A 21,160-nucleotide genomic window follows, 5' to 3' on the forward strand; every position below is an offset into this window, starting at 1 on the left:
GCATTAGGGGGTCATCTCACTGTTCAAAAACTTGTTTCAAACAATTCAAATCTCGTCTACTAAACTCGTACTGAAACTATGTTCTTTTACGATCCGACCTATTTACTTTGGGTGATGCTGCCCACCATGCTGATTTCTATGCTGGTTCAGGGTCGCCTCAAAAGCGCCTTTGCCAAGTGGAGCCAGGTGCCCAACAGCGAACGCTACACCGGAATGCAGGTCGCTCAGACCATTTTTAATCGCACCTCGCTGAAGTCGATTCCGCTGGAGCCGACCCGCGGCTCCCTGACCGACCACTATGACCCACGAACCAATGTGGTGCGGCTGTCGGAACCCGTGTGCGCCCAGCCCTCGGTTGCATCAATGGCGATCGCCGCCCATGAGTTGGGGCATGTGCAGCAATATCAAACGGGTTCGCCGATGATCGCTGCCCGCAGTTTCTTGCTGCCTGCGCTGCAATTCACGCCGACGATTTCCTACATGGCCTTCTTGCTGGGCTTCATGTTTGGCATGGTGGGGCTGATGTGGATTGGGGTTCTCATGTTTGGGTTGATGGTGGTCTTTTCCCTGCTGACGGTGCCCATCGAGATCGATGCTAGCCGTCGGGGGCTAAAGCTGCTGGAGGATGCGGGGCTGCTGGATACGCCAGAGGAGCGCCAGGGAGCCAGACAAATGCTCGGTGCCGCAGGCTGGACTTACATTGCCGCCGCCGCAACCTCCCTCATGCAACTGCTTTATTACGTTAGCCTGACTCAGCGCAGCCGCCGCCGCTACTAGGCTACACTCGCCGCCCATGCCCGACGCGCCCCGCAACCTGACCAACGAACTCGCCAAAGAGCGCAACCGAGCCGCCGCCGAACGCACGCTGCTGGCGTGGATTCGCACCTCGCTCTCGCTGATTGGCTTTGGCTTTGGCATTGACCAGATTGTGACCGCGATTCAGCGAACCCGCCGGCTCGACGATCTGGAGACCATGTACCTGGCGAGAATCACCGGACTGGCGTTCATCGCGGTCGGGCTATATGCGATGCTGTCGGCGACAATCGAGCATCGGCGGGAGTTGCGGCGCATTCAGCGAGACGACTATCTCTACACGCCGCGACGCTCTAATGCGCTGGCCGTGGCGATCGCCCTGATGGTGATTGGCATCTTCGCCTTCCTGGGAATCATCATCAGCACCCTGAACTAGCCCCCCGCCTTGCTCGTTGCGGCGGACTAGAACATCGTCCCCAAAAAATCTGCAAAAATCTTTGGCTCAGGTTGACAAATGGTGACCTCTCACACACAATAGTAATTGCGCTTTTTTTGAAGCGTGTTTCGCGGGTATAGCTCAGTGGTAGAGCGTCACCTTGCCAAGGTGAATGTCGCGCGTTCGAATCGCGTTACCCGCTTTGATTCCGAGCTAGTTCTAGGGGCCAGTGATGATTCGTGAGCGGATTCAGTCCGCTGCGATTCAGGCTGCTGTAAGGTTGTGCTGAGTAGGCGCTGCTGAACCAATGCGTCTAATACGTCCGCTTTTAGCATCTTCGTGAATCAAGACACCTTTCTGCTCGGTTTTCGCTGGGCTTGCAGGCTTTATCCAAGCTTAAGCGAATTTTCCACTGATCCCTCAGCTTGTCCCTGTAGGATGAGTCTAGAGAGTCTTACCAGTGCTGATGACACGACGGGTTGGATGGACTGGGAAGCGGGCGATCGCGCTCGTGTTTCTCTGTCACTGACTCCCGCAAACGGGAATGTTAGAATCGGGCTGAATCTGGGTATTTGCAACCCCAGTTCCCGGCAGAAGCTCTGGGAAAAGTCTGGGGTGCTGCCTAGAAGCCTGTCCAGGATCACGCATCAAGTCACACCCAGACAAACCTCTCTGACGAGGGTTGGACGACGGGTCGGCTGACGATAGTCCGGTTGACGATAGTCAATGAATCATGGTTTAGCGCTGGTTCGTCTGCGGCTGCGCGAAAAGGGCGATCGCCCCCAGCGGCTTTTAGGTTCACGGTCGTTGCTCCCAGTGCGCTAGACTCTGCACCGCTTGCATCACACTCACCGCTGCTCTGCTTGTGCAAACTCAGAAACCCCACAAAATCGACCTAAACGGCGACTACCCCTGTCCCTGTCGTCGTCGGGGCAAGCTGACACCCATCGCCCTGACGGATGCCTTTGGCTGCGACCGATGTCAGCAAATTTTCGTCGTGCAAGACAGCGGACATACGATTGAGCAGCTTTCGACCAACTATCCCTACAAGCGGGCGTGGCGCTGGAACGGGCATCAGTGGATTGTGGTGAACCCATCACTGGGAAAGGGCTATGTGCCGCTGACGCTGCTGTTTATGTTTGCGCTGGTGTTTCTGCTGCTGCTGACGACGCTGAGCGCACCCGCTGGCTCTCAGGTGGCGTTTCGGGTGGTGGCGGCGCTGGTGCTGTCGGTCATGCTGGCGTTTATGCTGTGGCTGGCCTGTCGGCGTTAGGCAATCGTAAGTTCTGGCTGTTGCCCAGTTCTGTTAACCCAGTTTTGTGAGCTAAATTTCCATTCGCCAGCTAGCACTCTGAGGCGAAAATTCTGCCCCTAGCTTGTAGTGCAGGCTTTAGCCTGCCTCTGAAGGGCTAGCCGTGAACCGGGCGACTGAAGTCGCCACTACGAACGCTCTGCTAGCCGTGAACCGGGCGACTGAAGTCACCACGACGAACGCTCTGCCTCTGAAGGGCTAGCCGTGAACTGGGCAACTGAAGTCACCACGACGAACGCTCTGCATAACGCAGTTAGCAATTCGGATGCAACCCTGTCGCATTTCGTCGTAGGCTAAAAGGTCATGAGACTGGGCGATCGCGCTGTGCTACTGCCATGTGCTACTGCCATATGCTATTGCACCTTTCCCTCAAAGCTTTATAGGTGTGAGCTTTACAGGCAAGAGTCTTACAGGTTAAAGCTGTATTAGTGCAAGTATTGAGTGAAATAAATGATCAGGGCAATATTTGTGCAGTTCGTGCAGTGAATTGCTTAATGCAGTGAACGACGGTGTTTTTCACAGTTCTTTACCGTGTTTTCTAACAGTCAGGATTCTTTGGATTCCCCAGCCGACTTGCTGACCACGCTTCATCGGGCTTATGCGGCGGCGGGACATTTGGCTGCGATGAAAGGGGGCGATCGCAGTCGGGCGCTCCAGGTCATGGCAGAAGTGCTGAAGGATCAGCAGGACGACATCCTCGAAGCCAACACGCTAGATCTCGAAGCCAGCCGAGAAATGGCCGTGCCCGATCTGGTGCTGGAATGGCTAAAGCTGACCCCAGAGCGGATTGAAGCAGTGGTCAGGATTTTGCAGCGCCTTTCGGAACTGGCTGATCCCACACAGCAAATGCTGACGATTCCCTACTCGCTCAGCCATTCTCAGTCCTATTGCCAGCTCATGCCGCTGGGCGTGATTGCGCTGGTGTATGAGGCGTTTCCCGAACTGGGGGCGATCGCCGCTGGGCTGTGTATTCGCACGGGCAACAGCATCGTCCTGCGGGGCAGCAGCGAAGCCAGCCATTCCAACCAGGCGATCGCCAGCACGCTGAAACTCGCCCTCCAGGAAGCCGGCCTGCCCACCGATGCCCTCGGCTGGATTCCTACCGACCAGGGCGACTCCATCCGCGAACTGGTGACCCAAGATGCCTACGTCAACCTGGTGATTCCCTACGGTCGCGTCAGCTTGGTGAACCAGGTCATCCGCCAGGCGACCGTGCCCGTGCTAAAAACGGCAATCGGCAACTGCTATCTCTACTGGTCGCCCTCCGGCAGCCTGGATCTGGCGCGGAGCATGATTCTCGACAGCCACCAGAGCGAACCTGATCCAGTCAATGCCATTGAGAAAGTGCTGATCAGCGCCCACCACGACCCCAACACGCTGCAAGCCCTCTGGCGCAGCCTGCGCGACAAAGGCTTTCGGCTGCGGGGCGATGCGGGGCTGGTGGCAGAATTTCCTGACCTGGCGCTCGCCGGAGATGATGAGTGGCAGCGCCCCTACCTGGACGGCACGATCGCCTTTTGCGCCGTCAGCGGGCTGGAAGAGGCGATCGCCTTTATGAATCGCCACAGCAGCGGCCACGCCGACTGCCTGGTCACGGAATCGTATCAGGAAAGCCACCAGTTCGCCCTGCATATCAACAGCGCCACCACCTACATCAATGCCTCCCCCCGTTTCTATCGCAATCCCAAACAGGGCAGCCCCATCGCCCTCGGCATGTCGAACCAGAAGGGACATCGGCGCGGGCTGATTACGCTGGAAACGCTGACCACCCTAAAGTACGTGGTGCAGGGGAGCGGGTGAGGAGAGGTTGGGGGTTAGGGATTGGGGGGGTAGGCGGAGTGATGGAGTGATGGAGTGATGGAGTAGGCTCCGACACCCCGACACCCCAACACCCCGACATCCCCTTACCCCATAACCTGCCTCAGCGTGTCCACAAACCCCGGATAGGAAACCGCAGCAGCTTCGGCGCGGTGGATCGTGGTGGGGCCCGTGGCGCGGAGGGCGGCGATCGCCAGACTCATGGCAATGCGGTGGTCGGTGTGGCTATCGACTTCGGCTCCGTGGAGCGGGGAGCCGCCCGTGATTTCCAGCCCGTCGGGGCGCTCGGTGACGGTTGCGCCCAGGCGGCTGAGCTGGGTCGCCATCACGGCGAGGCGATCGCTCTCTTTCACGCGCAGTTCGGCGGCATCAGAGATGATCGTCGTCCCTTCGGCAAAGGCGGCCGCCACTGCCAGAATGGGGATTTCATCAATCAGCCGGGGGATCAGGTCGCCGCCGATGTGGCCCGCCTTTAGCCGATTGTGGCCGCGCACGCGCAGATCGGCGACGGGTTCGCCTGCCACCTCGCGGGCATTCTCCAGGGTCACGTCGGCTTCCATCTGCGCCAGCGCGTCGAGAATGCCCGTGCGCGTTGGGTTGATGCCGACATTTTGAATGAGCAAGTCAGAACCGGGGGCGATCGCCCCGGCCACTAGCCAAAACGCCGCCGAGCTGATGTCCCCGGGAACGATGACGGGCTGCCCGGTCAGCCGCGCCGGGCCCACCACCGCTGCGCTACAGGTGTTGGGATCAACCAAAATTTCTGCCCCAAAGGCCCGCAGCATCCGTTCGCTGTGGTCGCGCGACAGCGCCGGTTCGCTGACGATTGTCTTGCCTTCGGTCGCCAGCCCCGCTAGCAAAATGCAGGATTTCACCTGGGCCGAGGCGATCGGCGAAGCGTAGTGAATCGGCTTCAGCGCCTGCCCCTGCACCGCCAGCGGCGCGAGTCCGCCAGCACGGCTCCAGATCTGTGCGCCCATCTCCTGGAGCGGACGGATCACGCGAGACATGGGGCGCGATCGCAGCGATGCGTCGCCCGTCACGGTGAAAAATCGCCCCGCATGGGAGGCCAGAATGCCCAGCATCAGCCGCATCGTGGTGCCAGAGTTGCCCGCATTCAGTACGTCGGCGGGTTCCTGGAGCCGCCCCAGCCCGATGCCCTCCACCGTCACCCGTTCCGTATTCAGCTCAGAGATTTTTGCGCCCATCGCCCGAAAGCAGGCCGCTGTACTCAGGGGATCTTCCCCCAGCAGCAGCCCGCGAATCTCCGTCGTGCCCTCCGCCAGCGCCCCTAGCATCAGCGCCCGGTGGGAGATAGACTTGTCGCCCGGAATGGCGATCGCCCCCCTCAGCGCCAGATCCACAGGCGGCGAGATTGTCAGCACATGATGATGTTCGGTGGTTTTGAGGGTGATAGAAGCCGTCTGCATTGCTATAGTTCCGTAGGTGGGCAATTGCCTCGTCGAGCGTGCTGCGCCATCGCTGTGTCTACTACGCTACCAGAGCAGTGCAAAGGCCGGATCACTGGCCGAATTGCATCCTCTGCCGACCGATTCTATTTCGCGGATCTGGCAAGATTGAACCTGTCTAACTGGATAAAAAATCATTTTCCCAGCCCTATTTTCCCAGCCCTTTTTAGTCCCAGCCTTTTTAGCCATGCTCACCGAACATCGCCAGCCAGTCTGTCTGTCCTGGATGTCGCTGAATTCGCCGCTCTGGTCGGTGGTGGAAGCCTCTGCCGCGCTCTATGAAAAAGAGCCGGGCCGCTATCACGTCGTGCTGACGGAACCGCTGTTTATGGACTATTCCGAAGGGAAAACCTCCTCGGATCAGGCTCAGCAGCCCCACCTGCTCTGGCTCGAAATTTCGCCCTACCGCGTGATTATGACCATGCAGGGCAACGGCAGCATCAGCTATCGCCACTTTTGGGAGCAAGGGGTCTACGGCATCAGCCGCTATTGGCTGCGATCGCAGTCTGGCAATCTGGGCATGAGCGACCAAATGCGCCTGCGAAATTACACACGCCATCTAAAGCTGATTTCCGATCCCCAGCCCCGCCACTTGCGCGTAGAGTATGAGCTGTGGACAGAAAACTTGCAGCTTGGGCACTATGTGCTGAATCTAGAAATGCAGTCCTTGTAGCGCCAGCTATCGGTTAAGGATTCCCAAATGCGGCTGGAAGCAGGCTGTCAGCTTTTATTTTCGGCAGAAGCGCCAAGTCCGCTGCTGCTGATGTTGCGCCCCCGCAGCGGTGAGGGCCAGTGGATCGTACGCGAGGAATATCGGCTGGAGCCGCCCGTACCCGTGGTGGAATACACCGACAGCTATGGCAATCTCTGCCAGCGGCTGGTCACGCCAGAGGGGCGGTTTCTGGTTTACACCGCCGCCTGTGTGGAAACCGCCGACGAAATCGACGTTGCGCCCGATGCCGCCTATGTGCCCGTGGAACTGCTGCCCGATGGCGTGGTGCAGTTTTTGCTGCCCAGCCGCTACTGCCAGTCGGACATGCTGTATGAGGAGGCGATCGCCATCGTCGGCGACGCAGACCCTGGCTATGCCCAGGTGGAGGCGATCCGCCGCTGGATTCATGAGCAGGTGAAATATCAATACGGCACCAGCAACGCCTCCACCTCGGCGGTAGACACTGCCCAAAGTAAAATCGGCGTTTGCCGCGACTTTGCCCACTTGGGGATCGCTCTCTGCCGCAGCCTGTCGATTCCGGCGCGGATGGTGGTGGGGTACTTGTACGAACTGGAGCCGATGGATCTGCACGCCTGGTTTGAGGCGTTTCTCAGCAGCCCCGACGGGTCAACTGCTGAGGGGCGCTGGTATACCTTCGACGCGACGCAGCCAGAGCCAAGGGGAAACCGAATTGCGATCGCCTATGGTCGTGATGCTGCCGATGTCGCCCTGGCGACCCAGTTTGGCCCGCTGACGCTCCAGGAAATGCGCGTGTGGGTGAAGGAGGGCTAAGGGTTAGCAGCTAGGCAAGGAAATGTGCAGCCCCCAGGTAAACTCACCAGGTAAACTCAAAGAATTCCCCCTTGGTGCTGGTGAACCCGCCGAAAGGGTTCTAACCAATCCCCAATTTCTACCCCCTTCCTCAACGAATGCTCTCGACGCGATCGCTCAAAACCGTTGCGCTGTATGCCCTGCTGGGGGCGATCGCCCTCGTCATGCTGCTGCCGCTGATTTGGCTGGTCAGTACGGCGTTCAAAGCGCCTACGGAAAATATTTTTGAGTTTCCGCCCCGATTTTGGCCCCAGTCACCAACGCTGCAAAATTTTGTGACGGTGTGGCAGACCAATCCCTTCGGACGCTACTTGTTTAACAGCACGCTGGTGGCAGTGCTGACAGTGATGCTAAACCTGCTGTTTTGCTCGCTGGCGGCCTATCCCCTGGCGCGGCTTCAGTTTCGCGGTCGCGAGGCGCTGTTTTTGCTGATCGTGGCGACAATTCTAATTCCATTTCAAATTGTAATGATTCCGCTATATGTCCTGGCAGTGAAGCTGGGACTCCGTAATACGTACTTAGGGTTGATCTTGCCGGCGATCGCTTCTGCCTTTGGGATTTTTCTGTTGCGTCAGGCGTTTCAAGGCGTGCCCAAAGAGCTAGAAGAAGCCGCCCGCATCGATGGCTGTTCGGAACTGGGGATCTGGTGGAATGTGATGCTGCCCGCTGTCCGCCCTGCCCTGATCACGCTGGCGATTTTCGTTTTCATCGGAGCTTGGAGCGACTTTCTCTGGCCGCTGATCTTGCTCGACCAGCCCGACTACTACACCTTGCCCCTGGGGGTTGCAAAGCTTGCGGGTGCATTTTCTCTCGACTGGCGATTGATTGCAGCGGGGTCTGTGATTTCGATTGCGCCTATCCTGCTGGTGTTTGGATTGCTCCAGCGCTACATCGTGCCAACGGATACCAGTAGTGGGGTCAAGGGGTAATCAAAACCGCCCGCTCAACCGGGCTAAACGGCGAAATGTCTTGTTGTTGAGGGGTTTCAGCCCCTAGCTCTGAGGGGTTTCATTTTTCTAGGTTATGGAGAATTAACTCCGACCCATTGCCGAAAAATACTCTGTGAGATATTCTGAAACAACCTGTAAAAGCTCGATAAAGAAAGAGTCAGTGTTCCGTTGTTATACTGTAAAGAACTCTTTCGCCTTGAGCTAATCTCCGTATTATCCCGGAGGGAAAGCGTCGCTAGACCAGTCTGTTCATCAGGAGCCAGTAAATTCTCTGAGGACACATGCCTGTCATTACTTGCTGAGATGTGAGCTTAAATGCGGGTTTACGGTGGATTTACAGGTGAATTTACAGTGAATTTACACAGGTTTTCTGCTCCAAAGTTGCAGAGCGTCGGGATTTTCCGAGATTTGCTTTTGATACCGCTGTACTGATCTGCTGTGAGTTGTTATGACTATGCGTGATAGGAGCGATCGCTATCGAGTAACATCTATTCCCATGCCAATGCGCCCCAAGCGCCTGGGCAGCTACCTGCTAGATGCAGGTCTGATCACGCCAGATCAGGTCACGGTGGCGCTGAATGATCAGCAGGCGACTGGGATGCGTCTGGGCGAGGTGCTGGTGGCTCGCGGCTGGGTCAAAGAACAGACGATCGAGTGGATCATGAAAAAGGTGATCCTGCCTGAGAAGAAAGCGTTTCAAGACTGGGAAGAGAAGCAGCGCCAGCAGCAGCCGCCGTTGACCCCGATTCCTGCACCTGCTCAACGAGTCGAGCCAGTGCCGCCAGCAGCGCCAGCCAACGCCCAAAAGACTCCTGCCCGGCGCGAGGTTCCGATTTCTAAGCCCCTGCCCCCGGTGAACTCGTCAGATAGCGACGTAAGCTGGGTCGGCTAGGGGCACTGATTAGGGAAGAGGCTTGCCCTAGAGCTTCATTTAACCATTTAATAACCATTTAAATTGGTGCCTAGTGCCTAACTAGTGCTACGTCACAGCTAGAACCTAGGTTGGTAATAAGCGCTTTAGCGCTGAAGCGCTTACTACGAGCCAAGGCATCACCCTAAAACTAAATCATGACACTGCACTAGGTCTAGCTGGTAGGAAACAGCAGCAGCCAGAGGGGTAGCGTGACGAGTAGCCCGATCGATCCCATGGCCAGCGCCGTCACTGTTAGCTCTCGGTCTAGCTCGTAGGCTTCACACAGTACGAGGGTCGCAAAGGCAGGTGGCATACTGACCTGGAGGACGATCGCCAGCTTTTCTGCTGAGCCGAGGCTGGTCAACGAAAGCAGCACGCCGATCAGCAGCGGCACAATGAGCATTTTCACGCTCAGGCTGACGGAAGCGAGGCGGACACTGCGCCAAGAACGCAACTGGCTGAGCCGCATTCCAATCAGTACAAGAGCAACGGTAATGCTCGTCCAAGCGCCTGTTTTAAGGAACAAATCTAGCCAGAGCGGTAGCGGTATATTGTGGATGCCTAACCCCAGCGCAAAGCTCCACAGCACTGGGTTGTACACCAGCGCCCGCAGCAAATCCAGGGGACTCTTTTGCACGCCGCCAAAGTGGGCTGCCATGACTACGCCCAGCCCGTAGGCTCCGAGCGTCGTGCCAATCATGTCGTAAAACAGGGCCCAGGCAAAGTACTTTGGGCCTACAAGCGCCAGACTGACGGGGAACCCCAAATAGCCCGTGTTGCCCATCATGGTGGCCAGCAAAAAGCTGCCTTGCTGAGGACGGCTCTGAGTAATGGGGGCAGAAACAGGTCGTTGTTTTTGTGCTGGTTTTTGTCCTTTCTTTAGCGTGACCATCAGCCATAGCCAGCCCAGCAGTCCCCCCAGCGCGATCGCCAGCCACGCTGCCACGGGCGCGAGCCACACCGCTGCCGAGAGTTCGGACTGGCGCAGAAACCCCAGCACGCTAATCGGCACTCCCACCCAAAACAGCAGCTTTCCGAGGCGATCGCCCACCCACGGCGGACAAATTCGTCCCAGCCAAAATCCCAAACTGCTCCAGCCTATCAGCGGGACATAGAGACTCAGCAAGCGAAGACTCGGAAATTCCATAGGTTGATTATCGTTGGAAGAATTTGAACGGTTTTAAGGCTATCGTTGCGGAGCAAGGGTTCAGCAGACCGTTGAGTTGTTTTGCCATATGTCGAAGGGGATGACGCTCTTCCAAGGCCATGCAATAATAACCCCGCAGGACTAAGCCAGTCTGCGGGAGAGTTTGCGTGAAAGATGCCAGTTTGCCAAAGTCGTCAGCGCCCCAGCCCGATGTCTCTAGACAGGAAGGTCACTATGGGCTGGCGGACGATATCCCGGTTGCTCAGCGAGATGGGGCGCATTTAGAGGCCGATTTGAACCCCGGTGGGTTTGGGTTTCGAGCGGCGGCGGGTAGGCTGCGATCGCTCTTTCGAGGTCGAGTCTGGCTGTGGGGGCTGATTGGCTTTGTGGCGGCGGTGCAGCTTGCGCTAGTCAGCCGCAGCGTGTTTTTTAGCAATGCTTCTAGCGGGCAGGGCTATCAGCCGATCGAGGCCGGCTTGTCCGCAGCGATGTCTCAGCTATCGCTGACCCCGGCCGATAGCCTGCTGGGCCATATCGCCTACGCCGAAGCTCCTCCAGACACCCTCAGCCCGGTGCTTCCAAATGGCAGCGTCCTGCTGCGTGATGCGGCTGCCGAGCACTTTTTGGCAATGGTGAGGGCGGCTCGCGCTGAGCGGGTGAGGCTGGTGCCGCTGTCGGGCTTTCGCTCAGTAGAAGAACAGACTTACCTATTTTTCACGCTAAAGGCGAAGCGATCGCTCTCGGCGCAGGAACGGGCCCAGGTCAGCGCTCCCCCCGGCTACAGCGAACACCACACGGGGTATGCGGTGGATATCGGGGACGGCGATCGCCCAGATACAGACTTGGAAATCGATTTCGATCAGACAGCCGCCTATCGCTGGCTAACGGCTAATGCTGCCCGCTTTGGGTTTGAGCTGTCTTTTCCCAAAAACAATGCCCAGGGCGTGAGCTATGAACCCTGGCACTGGCGCTTCGTGGGCGATCGCCACAGCCTCGAAACGTTTTATAAGCGGTAGTTTCGGCTACAGATAATCAGTCAGGGGTAGGCGAACCCACCCCCTAGCGCTCAGGCTCTTGGATCAGTTCTAGCGCTTGCGAATGTCGCGGGCCATGTTACGGAATAGATCCATGCTGGAGTCGGTTGTACGGCGCTCGTTTGTTGGCTTGGGTGTCGCTTCAGGAGACGCAGAAGTCGGTTCGGTCGGAACTTGCAGACTGTTGCCCGACTTCATATCGTCAGAAGACACTTCATACTCCACTTCAAACTCGCCACCGTTGCCTGCGGTCTTAGGAAACTTGTGCTTGATGACTTTTTTCGAGCGCATGTACTCGATGTTGCCCATCGTTTTGGCATCGTCTGCGTCCAGGAAATAGGCTCCTGGCTTTGCGCCATTGCTAGCGGAGGGCGGAGCCTCTGCATTATTCTTTTTGCCAAACAAACCGAATAGTCCTGCCATGAGTGCCTCTGAAAAATATCGTTGCATTAATTAACATTATGTTAATTTTGTCCAGGATTTCCAAGCGGTTGGGCGAGATTTGTGAACGCATTGAGGCGGGCGATCGCCCCCTGACTCAGCAGTCCCAATTGCTGTATTCATCAAACTTTGGAGACTTGTTGCAAAAGCCGGGCGATCGCCATCAAGTGTGTCTGACGAGTCTTAAAGCCTAGGGCAAGGCTGGGTTAGTCTTCTAGAGGAGAATGATTTTGCTTTTGTAAATTCCGCATTTTCTCCCTGAAGCCAAATAGCAGAGCATGTAAGAATCGTTGTGTTGTGTTTGGCAGACCCTGGGTCGGGTGAAACATCGAAACACCATCGCAGGATTCTCTAGCGCGACTTGTTCTTTTGGATTTAGTTGAGGAACGGGCTATGACAGGTCAGAAATGGTTTGCCAGGGTGCTGGCCGGTGCAGTAGCGGTAGGAATCTGCGCGACGGGGGCGCTCGCCCGCGCTCAGGAAATGCTGCTGAGTGAAGAAGGCGTGCTGGAAAACGGCGACATGGTGCTGCCTTCAGATAACAGCCTGTACGACCAGTTCACCTTTGAAGGTAAAGCTGGACAAACGGTGACAATCAAGCTATTCAGCACTGAATTTCAGCCCTATCTGGCGGTCATCAGCCCAGAAGGTGAGGTGCTGGGCGAAAACCACAGCGCAGGCGGCAACCCTCAGAACTCGCAGTTGGAACTGACGTTGGCCACCGACGGCACCTACATCGTGATAGCCAACGGCTTTGATGCCAGCAGCCGCGGCCGCTACACGGTCGAGGTCATGGTTGCCGAATAGCAGAAAACCCACCGGGGAATTCTGGAATTCTGCCAAAATTCTTCCAAGGAGCCGACGGAGGCAGATCAAACAGAGGCAGTCCAAAACGCAGGCAAAGCTGCACAGGGCGATCGCCCCATAGGTTGGCCAAAATCTCATGACACAACCTGAAATGGCGTTCCTGAAGGATTGACGTGTTAAGGATTGACGCATTGCTGACCTGCGATGCTCTTTGGAACAGTTCTTTATAACGTTTCTGGCGCGGCGCATCTCGATGAGGTGCGCCGTTTGTTTTAGGGGATTGGTTTATAGCGTCTGGGGAACGGCTCAGAGCGAATTGAAGGGGACAGCTTGTGTCAGAATGGATTCGGTCAAATTGACAGTCTGGCGATCGCCCTCAGCTTTCCAGTTTTCTCGCTCTTTCCCCCACGCTCTCTCCCCACCTATGACAAAGTTTGTATTTGTAACGGGCGGTGTTGTTTCCAGCATCGGTAAAGGCATTGTGGCATCCAGCCTGGGGCGACTGCTCAAGTCGCGCGATTACTCCGTCTCGATCCTGAAACTTGATCCCTATATCAATGTCGATCCCGGCACGATGAGTCCGTTTCAGCACGGGGAAGTCTTCGTGACGGAAGACGGCGCAGAAACAGACCTCGACTTGGGACACTACGAGCGCTTTACCGACACCTCCATGTCGCGGCTCAACAGTGTGACCACCGGATCGATTTATCAAGCCGTGCTGAACAAAGAGCGACGGGGTGACTATCAGGGCGGCACGGTGCAGGTGATTCCCCACATCACCAACGAAATTAAGGAACGCATCTTGCGCGTTGCCACCAATACCCACCCTGACGTGGTGATTACCGAAATCGGCGGCACCGTGGGTGATATCGAGTCGCTGCCGTTTCTAGAGGCGATTCGCCAGTTTCGCAAAGCTGTGGGGCGGCGCAATGTGCTGTATATGCACGTGACGCTGGTGCCGTGGATTGCGTCGGCTGGCGAAATGAAGACTAAACCGACGCAGCACTCGGTCAAGGAGCTGCGCTCGATTGGCATTCAGCCCGATATTCTCGTCTGTCGGTGCGATCGCCCCTTACCCAAGGGAATTAAGGAAAAGCTGTCGGAATTTTGCGATGTGCCCGTGGAATGCGTGATTACCTCGCAGGATGCCAGCAGCATTTACGAAGTGCCCCTGACGCTGGAAAAAGAAGGATTGGCACACCAGGCACTCGACCTGCTGCAACTGGAGCAGCGAGACCCTGACCTCCGCCAGTGGGAAGAACTGGTGGAGCGGCTGCATCGCCCCGGCTGTCCGCTGGAAATCGCCATTGTGGGCAAGTATGTGCGGCTGAATGATGCTTATCTGTCAGTGGTGGAGGCGCTGCGCCATGCGTCGCTGGCTACGGGCGGCGACCTGCGGATTCGCTGGATCAACTCTGAAGACATCGAGCCACTGACGGTAGCCGAGCAACTCCAAGGCATCCACGGGGTTGTCGTGCCCGGTGGTTTTGGCAGTCGCGGCATCGACGGCAAGATTACTGCCATCCAATACGCGCGCGATCGCCAGATTCCGTTTCTGGGGCTGTGTTTGGGGATGCAGTGTTCGGTGATTGAATGGGCGCGGCATGTAGCCGGCATGGAACACGCCAACAGCTCCGAATTTGACCCACAGACCCGCAACCCGGTAATTAACCTGTTGCCCGAACAGCAGGATGTGGTGGATCTGGGCGGTACGATGCGCTTGGGGCTATATCCCTGTCGGCTGCAACCCAACACGCTGGCCGAGCGGCTTTATGGCGAAGAGGTGGTCTACGAGCGGCATCGGCACCGCTATGAGTTCAACAATGCCTATCGCACGCTGTTTTTAGAAACGGGCTATATGATTAGCGGCACTTCCCCCGATGGTCGCCTGGTGGAAATTATCGAGCTACCCAGCCATCCGTTTTTCATCGCCAGCCAGTTTCATCCCGAATTTCAGTCGCGTCCAAACGCGCCTCACCCGCTGTTTCGAGGGTTTGTGCAGGCGGCGATCGCCCACTCAGAGCAATCTTCAGGGCAATCCCCGGTCAAGCCCCAATCGCTGGTGAACTAGGACTGGGCGTGCCAAGCGCTCCACACCCGCTCCACACCCAAAGAGAATGGGCTGCCTATAAGAGAAAAGCTGCCCATAAAATTAGCCCATAAAATTAGCCGTCGAAGTCGTCCCCAGCAGGAACCTCATTCGACGGCAGATTTTGCATTGTTGCAAGCGCAAAGTTGCAAGCGCAAAACTAAAGCGAAAAACTAATCCGTAAAACTAATCCTTGTCGCGGGTGATGCGAGGCGGCTCACGGAAGGCGATCGCAAAAAAGAGCAGTCCCAACGTGCAAACCAGCAGAAAAACGTAAATCAGGCTCTCCATAACACAGTCTCCTAAAGCTATTCAAGGAAACGCAGCACCAGACCAAAACAGTCCAACAGAAACAAATGCTAAAGGAGGGAATGCTCAGAGAGCAAAACTCGCCAGCAAACCCTCCATGAATCTGGCAACCTAGACGGCTTCCTTGCGGCGAGTTGTCTTGTCACCCACTTTCTGGAACAAGCCCCACTCCACCTGCTCTTCCGAGAGGTCGGGGTCAATCCCCGCAAACACATCGCGGAATAGTGTCCGGGAGCCATGCCAGATGTGGCCGAAGAAGAACAGCAGCGCAAACACTGCATGTCCATAGGTAAACCAACCGCGAGGACTGGTTCGGAACACCCCATCAGACTTCAGAGGCTCCCGATCGAACTCAAAGGGTTCACCCAGTTGAGCCTTGCGAGCGAGCTTCTTCACCTCTGCCGGGTCGTCAAACACCTGACCGTCCAGCGCACCGCCGTAGATCGTCGCCGTCACGCCGGCCTGTTCAAAGCTGTACTTCGACTCAGCCCGACGGAACGGAATGTCCGCACGAACCACGCCGTCTTTATCAGTCAGGATAACCGGGAAGTTCTCGAAGAAGTTGGGAATCCGGCGCACAAACAGTTCACGCCCAGCAGCATCCTTGAACACAGGATGCCCTAGCCAGCCCTGAGCAATGCCGTCCCCTTTATTCATCGGCCCGGTGCGGAACAGACCGCCCTTAGCCGGGTTGTTGCCCACATAGTCATAGAAGGCCAGCTTCTCAGGAATGTTTTCCCAAGCCTCTGCCAACGTCAGACCGTCATCCACATCTGCCTGAACACGGCGATTGATCTCTTGCTGGAAGTAGCCGCTATCCCACTGATAGCGAGTCGGGCCAAACAGTTCAATCGGCGTGGCAGCACTGCCGTACCACATGGTGCCAGCCACCACGAACGCCGCGAAGAATACCGCTGCAATACTGCTCGATAGAACCGTTTCGATGTTCCCCATCCGCAGCGCCTTATACAAACGTTCGGGCGGACGAACCGTGAGGTGGAACAAGCCTGCAATAATGCCTACGATGCCAGCGGCGATATGGTGCGCTACGATGCCGCCCGGATTGAACGGGTTGAAGCCTTCAGGGCCCCAAGACGGAGCAACAGGCTGGACGCTTCCCGTCAATCCATAAGGGTCGGACACCCACATGCCTGGGCCAAACAGCCCTGTGAGGTGGAATGCTCCAAAGCCGAAGCAAAGCAGACCAGAAAGAAAAAGATGGATACCGAACATTTTGGGCAAGTCCAATGCAGGCTCACCCGTCCGAGGATCTCTAAATAGCTCCAGATCCCAATAGACCCAGTGCCAGCAGGCTGCCAGGAACAGCAGTCCCGACAGAACGATGTGGGCAGCAGCAACACCCTCGAATGACCAGAAGCCAGGGTTGACCGCAGTTTCACCCGTAATGCTCCAACCTGCCCAGGACTGAGTAACGCCCAGGCGAGCCATGAACGGCATGACAAACATGCCCTGTCTCCACATGGGGTTCAAAACCGGGTCGCTGGGGTCGTAAATCGCCAATTCGTACAACGCCATTGAACCGGCCCAACCTGCAACCAGCGCGGTGTGCATCAGGTGTACAGCAATCAGGCGTCCTGGATCATTCAGAACCACTGTGTGTACGCGATACCAGGGTAGTCCCATCGACTACGCTCCTCCTATTACGTTTCAACGCCTTTTTGAGCCTTTTTATTAAGCTGCAAGATACTAGTAAGCCTACCAGAATCAAGCACCATTATCCGTGGCAAACCGCCCAAAGTCCTGTGAACCAACGAAAGACAACGTGCGATCGCCAGACACTTCGACAGTTTGACAATCCGGTTGTAAAAATGAAAGTGTATTAAAAAGTGTAACCAGGGCCTGGATGGGACGCAAGCATTGGTTACAGGCGCATTGCGTAAGACGCAGGGACGGTATCGGACATGGCCAATATTAAGTTTGTTAAAGAAAACAAAGAGATTATTGCTGCCGACGGAGCGAATCTGAGGCTGAAGGCGCTTGAGAACAGTATTGACCTCTACACCTTCATGGGCAAAATGATGAACTGTGGAGGCTACGGTCAGTGCGGCACCTGCATCGTGGAGATTGTCGAAGGAGCGGAAAACCTGTCTCCGCGGACTCCAGTCGAAGACCAGAAGCTGAGAAAGAAGCCCGCAAACTACCGACTCGCCTGCCAGACGATGGTGAACGGGCCAGTCAGCGTTGTGACCAAGCCCAAGCCTGGTGAGACGGTGGAGTATCAGTCTAGTTCACCTTCTCAGGCAGATTTGGAAATTGGTGAAGTAGGGGCTGCCCAATCATCTGAACCCGGTTCCGCTTCTGAAGTATCTGAACCAGATTTGGAGGCTTTGACAGAAGAGCAGGTATCAGCTTCCAGTGCTAAGGAGACGAATCCCTCAACAGGGAAACTGGAAGTCGTCTGAATCCATAGGGTTTGCAGACCTGAGGGTTTGCAGATTTGAGTTACCAAAGGGCCGGATCTTCAGAACCCCAGCGTCTTCGTAGCCCTGTTGGCTTGATGTGCCTACGCGGTGGAGTGATATTCTGAAGTCTTAGGAGTTTATATCTGGATTTGCGTGGAGGGTCTAGCACGATGGTTGTCAATGATCTTGGGTTTGTTGCGAGCTTGCTGTTCGTTCTGGTTCCAACGGTTTTCCTGCTGATTCTCTATATTCAGACTGCTAGCCGCGAGGGTAAACAGTCGAAATAAGTGAGGGCACTAGATTCTTTAATTAATGAAAGCTGATTAATGAAAGCGGGCAGAGTTTCCTGTCCGCTTTTTGTTTGGTCTGTAAAAGGGGCTGTGAAACTTCCAGGCTTGACCAAGGGCGCATGAGGGGCGATCGCCCAACCTATTCTGCCAAATCACTCCTCTAAAGCTTCCACCTTGGTTCAGACTCGGCGTTTAAAATTCCTGGCTTGTATCAATTTGGAACATTATGGCAGCCCTTAGAGGGGCATTGCGCCAAGACTACGGTTGTATCCTCAGGAGCATATTATTTTATTTTCGTTATGCGATATTTGTTTAGCTAGCTTCACATTTCCGTGAAAATACTGTGACTTGCGCCGAGAAGCTTGCCTCACATTGGGTCATGTGCCAGATACTTTAGTTTTAGACAGCCTGTAGTGGGTTTAGAGTTGTATACACTCATACGGTGGTAACTATGCGAATTTTAGTGACGGGTGGTGCAGGGTTCATTGGCTCTCACCTCATCGATCGCCTCATGACAGAGGGGCATGAGGTGATTTGTTTAGACAACTTTTACACAGGTGATAAGCGAAATATTCTTCGCTGGATTGATAGCCCATTTTTTGAGCTGATTCGCCACGATATTACCGAACCCATCCGGCTAGAAGTTGATCAGATCTATCACCTGGCTTGCCCTGCATCCCCGGTTCACTATCAATACAATCCCGTAAAGACGATTAAGACCAACGTCATGGGAACTCTAAATATGCTGGGGTTGGCCAAGCGGATCAAAGCTCGCTTCCTATTGGCATCCACTTCTGAGGTTTACGGAGACCCAGAGATTCATCCCCAGGTTGAGGAATATCGCGGCAATGTGAACCCGATTGGGATTCGCAGTTGCTACGACGAAGGAAAGCGGGTCGCAGAAACGCTGGCGTTTGATTACCATCGCCAGAATGATGTGGAGATTCGGGTTGCTCGGATTTTCAATACCTATGGCCCCCGGATGCTAGAAAACGACGGTCGGGTGGTTAGCAACCTTGTGGTGCAAGCCCTGCAAGGCAAGCCCCTAACCGTCTACGGCGACGGGTCGCAAACCCGTAGCTTCTGCTATGTCTCGGACTTGGTAGACGGACTGATTCGCCTGATGAATGGTGATTTTATGGGCCCGGTTAATTTGGGGAATCCTGAAGAGTACACCATTTTGCAACTGGCTCAAACAGTGCAATCCATGATCAATCCTGATGTAGCCCTCAAGTTTGAGCCGCTGCCCCAAGACGATCCTCGTCGTCGTCAGCCCGACATTACTCGCGCTAAGACGCATTTGGGTTGGCAGCCGACGGTGCCTCTGTCGGACGGGCTACGGCTTACGATTGAGGATTTTCGTACTCGTCTGGGCGATCGCGTCGCTAAAGTTCCCTCAGTTTCCTCACACTAGCGAGGCTGGCTGTCCAGGGTTCCCCAGAATCTCTGAAGCCTCTTACTGGGTTCACGAGCCAGTCTTGTAGAGGGGTGCCCCGCCAAGTCCTTTGATTCTGCCTCACGGTAGCTTTGATGGGCTACACGGCTTGTCCTACCTGGGCGTTTTAGATCTGGAGCGCTTTTGACTGCATCTTGTAGGAATTTTTATTGTTCGAGATTTGTTGTTCAAGATGCGTTTCCCTTGTCCATCGTCAGCAGTTGAATAAATTGAGGTACTGCCCATGCGCGTGTGTGTTATCGGTACAGGCTACGTCGGCTTGGTGACAGGTGTTTGCTTGTCTCACATTGGGCATGACGTAATTTGTGTGGACAACAACGAAGAAAAGGTCAAGCTGATGAAGTCCGGGCAGTCGCCCATTTTCGAGCCTGGACTCTCTGAGCTAATGACCGCCTGCATCCAGGAAGGCAGGATTGAGTTCACCACTGACCTGGCCAAGGGTGTGGAACATGGCGAGATTTTGTTTATCGCAGTGGGTACACCACCGCTGCCTACGGGAGAGAGCGATACCCGCTATGTCGAAGCCGTGGCGCGTGGGATTGGAGCACACCTGAACAGCGGCTACAAGGTGATTGTGAACAAGTCCACAGTGCCGATTGGCTCCGGCGACTGGGTTCGTATGATTGTCATGGATGGCGTTTTAGAGCGTCAGGTGGCCACGGCTGGCGGTGGCGTAGCGGTGGCAGAGCCGGATGTTGCTTTTGACGTGGTCAGCAACCCTGAATTTTTGCGGGAAGGTTGTGCGGTGTATGACACCTTTAACCCAGATCGGATTGTGCTGGGTAGCAATAGCTCTCGCGCTATCTCGATGATGAAGGATCTGTATGCGCCGATTGTGGCTCGTCAGTTTGCGGAAGACAAATCTGGCCCGACAGTGCCCGTGGTCGTGACCGACCTCAGTTCGGCGGAAATGGTGAAGTATGCTGCCAATGCATTCCTGGCAACCAAGATTAGCTTCATCAACGAAGTGGCAAATATCTGCGATCGCGTGGGTGCGGACGTAACCCAGGTCGCCAAAGGCATTGGTCTAGACTCACGCATCGGCAGCAAGTTCCTGCAAGCAGGCATTGGTTGGGGCGGTTCTTGCTTTCCCAAAGACGTTGCAGCACTGGTTCACACGGCAGATGATTATGGCTATGAAGCTCAGCTTCTAAAGGCTGCTGTGAGCGTCAACGATCGCCAGCGCTTGATTGCGGTTGAGAAACTCCAACAGGTGCTAAAGATTCTGAAGGGCAAAACGGTGGGTCTGCTGGGCCTGACCTTCAAGCCAGACACCGACGACATGCGCGATGCGCCCGCGCTGACCATCATCGAGCATCTGGCTCGTTTGGGCACAAAGGTTAAGGCGTATGACCCCTTGGTATCTCAGACTGGAATGCGCCACGGCTTGTCGAACGTAATTGTGGAAACTGATCCAGAACGTTTGGCAGATGGCTGCGATGCGCTGGTGCTAGTGACGGATTGGAGCCAGTTTAAGACGCTCGACTATGCCAAGATGGCATCGCTGATGAACAGCCCTATCCTGATCGATGGACGCAACTATCTCGATCAAGAAGCGATTGAGAAAGCTGGTTTCCGCTACGTGGGCATCGGTCGCTAGATCTGGGATAAGGGAGTCGGCCACCAGCTAGTTCGCAGCTGATTTCCTACCATCCAAGAGTCGAACTACGGATACAGGCCCGATACGTCGGCCACCAGCTAGTTCGCAGCTGATTTCCTACCCGATTGAACCTCCAATCAAGCTAGAAAGCGTCAAGACCTTGCTGAGAATTCTCGCAAGGTCTTTTTGTTCTTTTTGTACTGGGTTCTTGTCATATCAAATCTCCAAAGATCTGCTACATACAAGAAGACGTTAGAGCTAGCCGCCATGAGTGGAGTCCTCAAACTCGATATCGCTGAAACAGCAGAAGAACTCAAAGCCGTCTTGGAACAACAGCAACGGTCATCTCAGCGCCGTAAAGTACAGGTGT

20 protein-coding genes, 1 tRNA gene and 1 pseudogene are annotated in these 21,160 nt (G+C 55.6%); 17 read left to right on the forward strand and 5 right to left on the reverse strand.

Annotated features, from left to right (window positions below):
- The first annotated feature begins 78 nt into the window (after nt 1–78).
- The 5 genes from IGS16_RS10620 to IGS16_RS10640 all read left to right on the forward strand — a co-directional run bounded on the left by IGS16_RS10620 (nt 79) and on the right by IGS16_RS10640 (nt 4,301).
- Nucleotides 79–777: a zinc metallopeptidase gene (locus IGS16_RS10620; RefSeq protein WP_297085331.1), complete on the forward strand. Its 699-nt coding sequence runs from the start codon at nt 79–81 to the stop codon at nt 775–777.
- Between the two features lie 16 nt (nt 778–793).
- Complete coding sequence (locus IGS16_RS10625) at nt 794–1,189, forward strand: DUF202 domain-containing protein (protein WP_297085332.1); 396 nt, start codon at nt 794–796, stop codon at nt 1,187–1,189.
- Nucleotides 1,190–1,319: 130 nt separating this feature from the next.
- Nucleotides 1,320–1,391: transfer RNA gene (locus tag IGS16_RS10630), tRNA-Gly, on the forward strand.
- Nucleotides 1,392–2,054: 663 nt separating this feature from the next.
- Nucleotides 2,055–2,462, forward strand: a complete 408-nt coding sequence (locus tag IGS16_RS10635) for a hypothetical protein (RefSeq protein WP_277773970.1) — start codon at nt 2,055–2,057, stop codon at nt 2,460–2,462.
- A gap of 570 nt (nt 2,463–3,032) precedes the next feature.
- The gene (locus IGS16_RS10640) at nt 3,033–4,301 is read left to right on the forward strand and encodes a glutamate-5-semialdehyde dehydrogenase (RefSeq protein WP_297085333.1); all 1,269 of its coding nucleotides are present in this window, start codon (nt 3,033–3,035) and stop codon (nt 4,299–4,301) included.
- Nucleotides 4,302–4,405: 104 nt separating this feature from the next.
- Here IGS16_RS10640 and aroA read toward each other — a convergent pair whose 3' ends face one another.
- Nucleotides 4,406–5,749 (reverse strand): 3-phosphoshikimate 1-carboxyvinyltransferase, encoded by a 1,344-nt coding sequence (aroA, locus tag IGS16_RS10645; RefSeq protein ID WP_297085334.1) that lies wholly within the window; start codon nt 5,747–5,749, stop codon nt 4,406–4,408.
- Between the two features lie 226 nt (nt 5,750–5,975).
- Here aroA and IGS16_RS10650 point away from each other — a divergent pair, with 226 nt between their 5' ends.
- The 4 genes from IGS16_RS10650 (at nt 5,976) to IGS16_RS10665 (ending at nt 9,173) form a co-directional block, all read left to right on the forward strand.
- Nucleotides 5,976–6,461, forward strand: coding sequence for a hypothetical protein (locus tag IGS16_RS10650; protein ID WP_297085335.1), 486 nt, complete (start codon nt 5,976–5,978; stop codon nt 6,459–6,461).
- Between the two features lie 27 nt (nt 6,462–6,488).
- Nucleotides 6,489–7,292 (forward strand): transglutaminase family protein, encoded by an 804-nt coding sequence (locus IGS16_RS10655; RefSeq protein ID WP_297085336.1) that lies wholly within the window; start codon nt 6,489–6,491, stop codon nt 7,290–7,292.
- A gap of 137 nt (nt 7,293–7,429) precedes the next feature.
- A complete protein-coding gene (locus IGS16_RS10660; RefSeq protein ID WP_297085337.1) occupies nt 7,430–8,260 on the forward strand; it encodes a carbohydrate ABC transporter permease in 831 nt (276 codons plus the stop codon).
- Nucleotides 8,261–8,729: 469 nt separating this feature from the next.
- A complete protein-coding gene (locus IGS16_RS10665; RefSeq protein ID WP_297085338.1) occupies nt 8,730–9,173 on the forward strand; it encodes a hypothetical protein in 444 nt (147 codons plus the stop codon).
- 193 nt (nt 9,174–9,366) lie between these two features.
- On the opposite strand, the gene IGS16_RS10670 is transcribed toward IGS16_RS10665, so the two are convergent.
- On the reverse strand, nt 9,367–10,341 hold the full coding sequence (locus IGS16_RS10670) for an AEC family transporter (protein ID WP_297085339.1): 975 nt from the start codon (nt 10,339–10,341) through the stop codon (nt 9,367–9,369).
- Nucleotides 10,342–10,508: 167 nt separating this feature from the next.
- Between IGS16_RS10670 and IGS16_RS10675 the strand changes: the two genes are divergently transcribed.
- The gene (locus IGS16_RS10675; protein WP_297085340.1) at nt 10,509–11,357 is read left to right on the forward strand and encodes a D-alanyl-D-alanine carboxypeptidase family protein; all 849 of its coding nucleotides are present in this window, start codon (nt 10,509–10,511) and stop codon (nt 11,355–11,357) included.
- 69 nt (nt 11,358–11,426) lie between these two features.
- Here the strand turns inward: IGS16_RS10675 and IGS16_RS10680 are convergent, their stop codons facing one another.
- Nucleotides 11,427–11,798: a hypothetical protein gene (locus IGS16_RS10680; protein ID WP_297085341.1), complete on the reverse strand. Its 372-nt coding sequence runs from the start codon at nt 11,796–11,798 to the stop codon at nt 11,427–11,429.
- Between the two features lie 38 nt (nt 11,799–11,836).
- Between IGS16_RS10680 and IGS16_RS10685 the strand changes: the two genes are divergently transcribed.
- From IGS16_RS10685 to IGS16_RS10695, 3 genes are all read left to right on the forward strand, one after another.
- Nucleotides 11,837–12,010, forward strand: a complete 174-nt coding sequence (locus tag IGS16_RS10685; RefSeq protein WP_297085342.1) for a hypothetical protein — start codon at nt 11,837–11,839, stop codon at nt 12,008–12,010.
- 199 nt (nt 12,011–12,209) lie between these two features.
- Nucleotides 12,210–12,623: a PPC domain-containing protein gene (locus IGS16_RS10690; protein WP_297085343.1), complete on the forward strand. Its 414-nt coding sequence runs from the start codon at nt 12,210–12,212 to the stop codon at nt 12,621–12,623.
- Nucleotides 12,624–13,047: 424 nt separating this feature from the next.
- Entirely contained in the window at nt 13,048–14,694 is a 1,647-nt protein-coding gene (locus tag IGS16_RS10695) for a CTP synthase (RefSeq protein WP_297080615.1), read from the forward strand.
- 204 nt (nt 14,695–14,898) lie between these two features.
- On the opposite strand, the gene IGS16_RS10700 is transcribed toward IGS16_RS10695, so the two are convergent.
- Complete coding sequence (locus IGS16_RS10700; protein ID WP_172357618.1) at nt 14,899–15,003, reverse strand: photosystem II reaction center protein T; 105 nt, start codon at nt 15,001–15,003, stop codon at nt 14,899–14,901.
- Between the two features lie 129 nt (nt 15,004–15,132).
- Nucleotides 15,133–16,665, reverse strand: coding sequence for a photosystem II chlorophyll-binding protein CP47 (gene psbB / locus IGS16_RS10705; RefSeq protein WP_297085344.1), 1,533 nt, complete (start codon nt 16,663–16,665; stop codon nt 15,133–15,135).
- 278 nt (nt 16,666–16,943) lie between these two features.
- Here psbB and IGS16_RS10710 point away from each other — a divergent pair.
- From IGS16_RS10710 to IGS16_RS10725, 4 genes and pseudogenes are all read left to right on the forward strand, one after another.
- Nucleotides 16,944–17,237 (forward strand): annotated as a pseudogene (locus IGS16_RS10710) (2Fe-2S iron-sulfur cluster-binding protein); the annotation flags it as partial.
- A gap of 377 nt (nt 17,238–17,614) precedes the next feature.
- Complete coding sequence (gene psbM, locus IGS16_RS10715; RefSeq protein ID WP_068511535.1) at nt 17,615–17,731, forward strand: photosystem II reaction center protein PsbM; 117 nt, start codon at nt 17,615–17,617, stop codon at nt 17,729–17,731.
- A 454-nt stretch (nt 17,732–18,185) separates the two neighbouring features.
- Entirely contained in the window at nt 18,186–19,148 is a 963-nt protein-coding gene (locus tag IGS16_RS10720) for a UDP-glucuronic acid decarboxylase family protein (protein ID WP_297085345.1), read from the forward strand.
- A gap of 265 nt (nt 19,149–19,413) precedes the next feature.
- Nucleotides 19,414–20,790: a UDP-glucose/GDP-mannose dehydrogenase family protein gene (locus tag IGS16_RS10725; protein WP_297085346.1), complete on the forward strand. Its 1,377-nt coding sequence runs from the start codon at nt 19,414–19,416 to the stop codon at nt 20,788–20,790.
- The last annotated feature ends 370 nt before the right edge of the window (nt 20,791–21,160 follow it).

This window comes from Thermoleptolyngbya sp. C42_A2020_037 (genome assembly GCF_015272455.1).
Classification (GTDB): domain Bacteria; phylum Cyanobacteriota; class Cyanobacteriia; order Elainellales; family Elainellaceae; genus Thermoleptolyngbya.

What these genes read in the sequence shown, in the direction of transcription:
- IGS16_RS10665 (WP_297085338.1), top strand. Translation starts at nt 8,730, where the DNA reads ATGACTATGCGTGATAGGAGCGATCGCTATCGAGTAACATCTATTCCC.
- IGS16_RS10655 (WP_297085336.1), top strand. Translation starts at nt 6,489, where the DNA reads ATGCGGCTGGAAGCAGGCTGTCAGCTTTTATTTTCGGCAGAAGCGCCA.
- aroA (WP_297085334.1), bottom strand. Translation starts at nt 5,749, where the DNA reads ATGCAGACGGCTTCTATCACCCTCAAAACCACCGAACATCATCATGTG.
- IGS16_RS10680 (WP_297085341.1), bottom strand. Translation starts at nt 11,798, where the DNA reads ATGGCAGGACTATTCGGTTTGTTTGGCAAAAAGAATAATGCAGAGGCT.
- psbB (WP_297085344.1), bottom strand. Translation starts at nt 16,665, where the DNA reads ATGGGACTACCCTGGTATCGCGTACACACAGTGGTTCTGAATGATCCA.
- IGS16_RS10690 (WP_297085343.1), top strand. Translation starts at nt 12,210, where the DNA reads ATGACAGGTCAGAAATGGTTTGCCAGGGTGCTGGCCGGTGCAGTAGCG.
- IGS16_RS10620 (WP_297085331.1), top strand. Translation starts at nt 79, where the DNA reads ATGTTCTTTTACGATCCGACCTATTTACTTTGGGTGATGCTGCCCACC.
- IGS16_RS10725 (WP_297085346.1), top strand. Translation starts at nt 19,414, where the DNA reads ATGCGCGTGTGTGTTATCGGTACAGGCTACGTCGGCTTGGTGACAGGT.
- IGS16_RS10660 (WP_297085337.1), top strand. Translation starts at nt 7,430, where the DNA reads ATGCTCTCGACGCGATCGCTCAAAACCGTTGCGCTGTATGCCCTGCTG.
- IGS16_RS10625 (WP_297085332.1), top strand. Translation starts at nt 794, where the DNA reads ATGCCCGACGCGCCCCGCAACCTGACCAACGAACTCGCCAAAGAGCGC.
- IGS16_RS10700 (WP_172357618.1), bottom strand. Translation starts at nt 15,003, where the DNA reads ATGGAGAGCCTGATTTACGTTTTTCTGCTGGTTTGCACGTTGGGACTG.
- IGS16_RS10650 (WP_297085335.1), top strand. Translation starts at nt 5,976, where the DNA reads ATGCTCACCGAACATCGCCAGCCAGTCTGTCTGTCCTGGATGTCGCTG.
- IGS16_RS10695 (WP_297080615.1), top strand. Translation starts at nt 13,048, where the DNA reads ATGACAAAGTTTGTATTTGTAACGGGCGGTGTTGTTTCCAGCATCGGT.
- IGS16_RS10685 (WP_297085342.1), top strand. Translation starts at nt 11,837, where the DNA reads ATGTTAATTTTGTCCAGGATTTCCAAGCGGTTGGGCGAGATTTGTGAA.
- IGS16_RS10670 (WP_297085339.1), bottom strand. Translation starts at nt 10,341, where the DNA reads ATGGAATTTCCGAGTCTTCGCTTGCTGAGTCTCTATGTCCCGCTGATA.
- IGS16_RS10720 (WP_297085345.1), top strand. Translation starts at nt 18,186, where the DNA reads ATGCGAATTTTAGTGACGGGTGGTGCAGGGTTCATTGGCTCTCACCTC.
- psbM (WP_068511535.1), top strand. Translation starts at nt 17,615, where the DNA reads ATGGTTGTCAATGATCTTGGGTTTGTTGCGAGCTTGCTGTTCGTTCTG.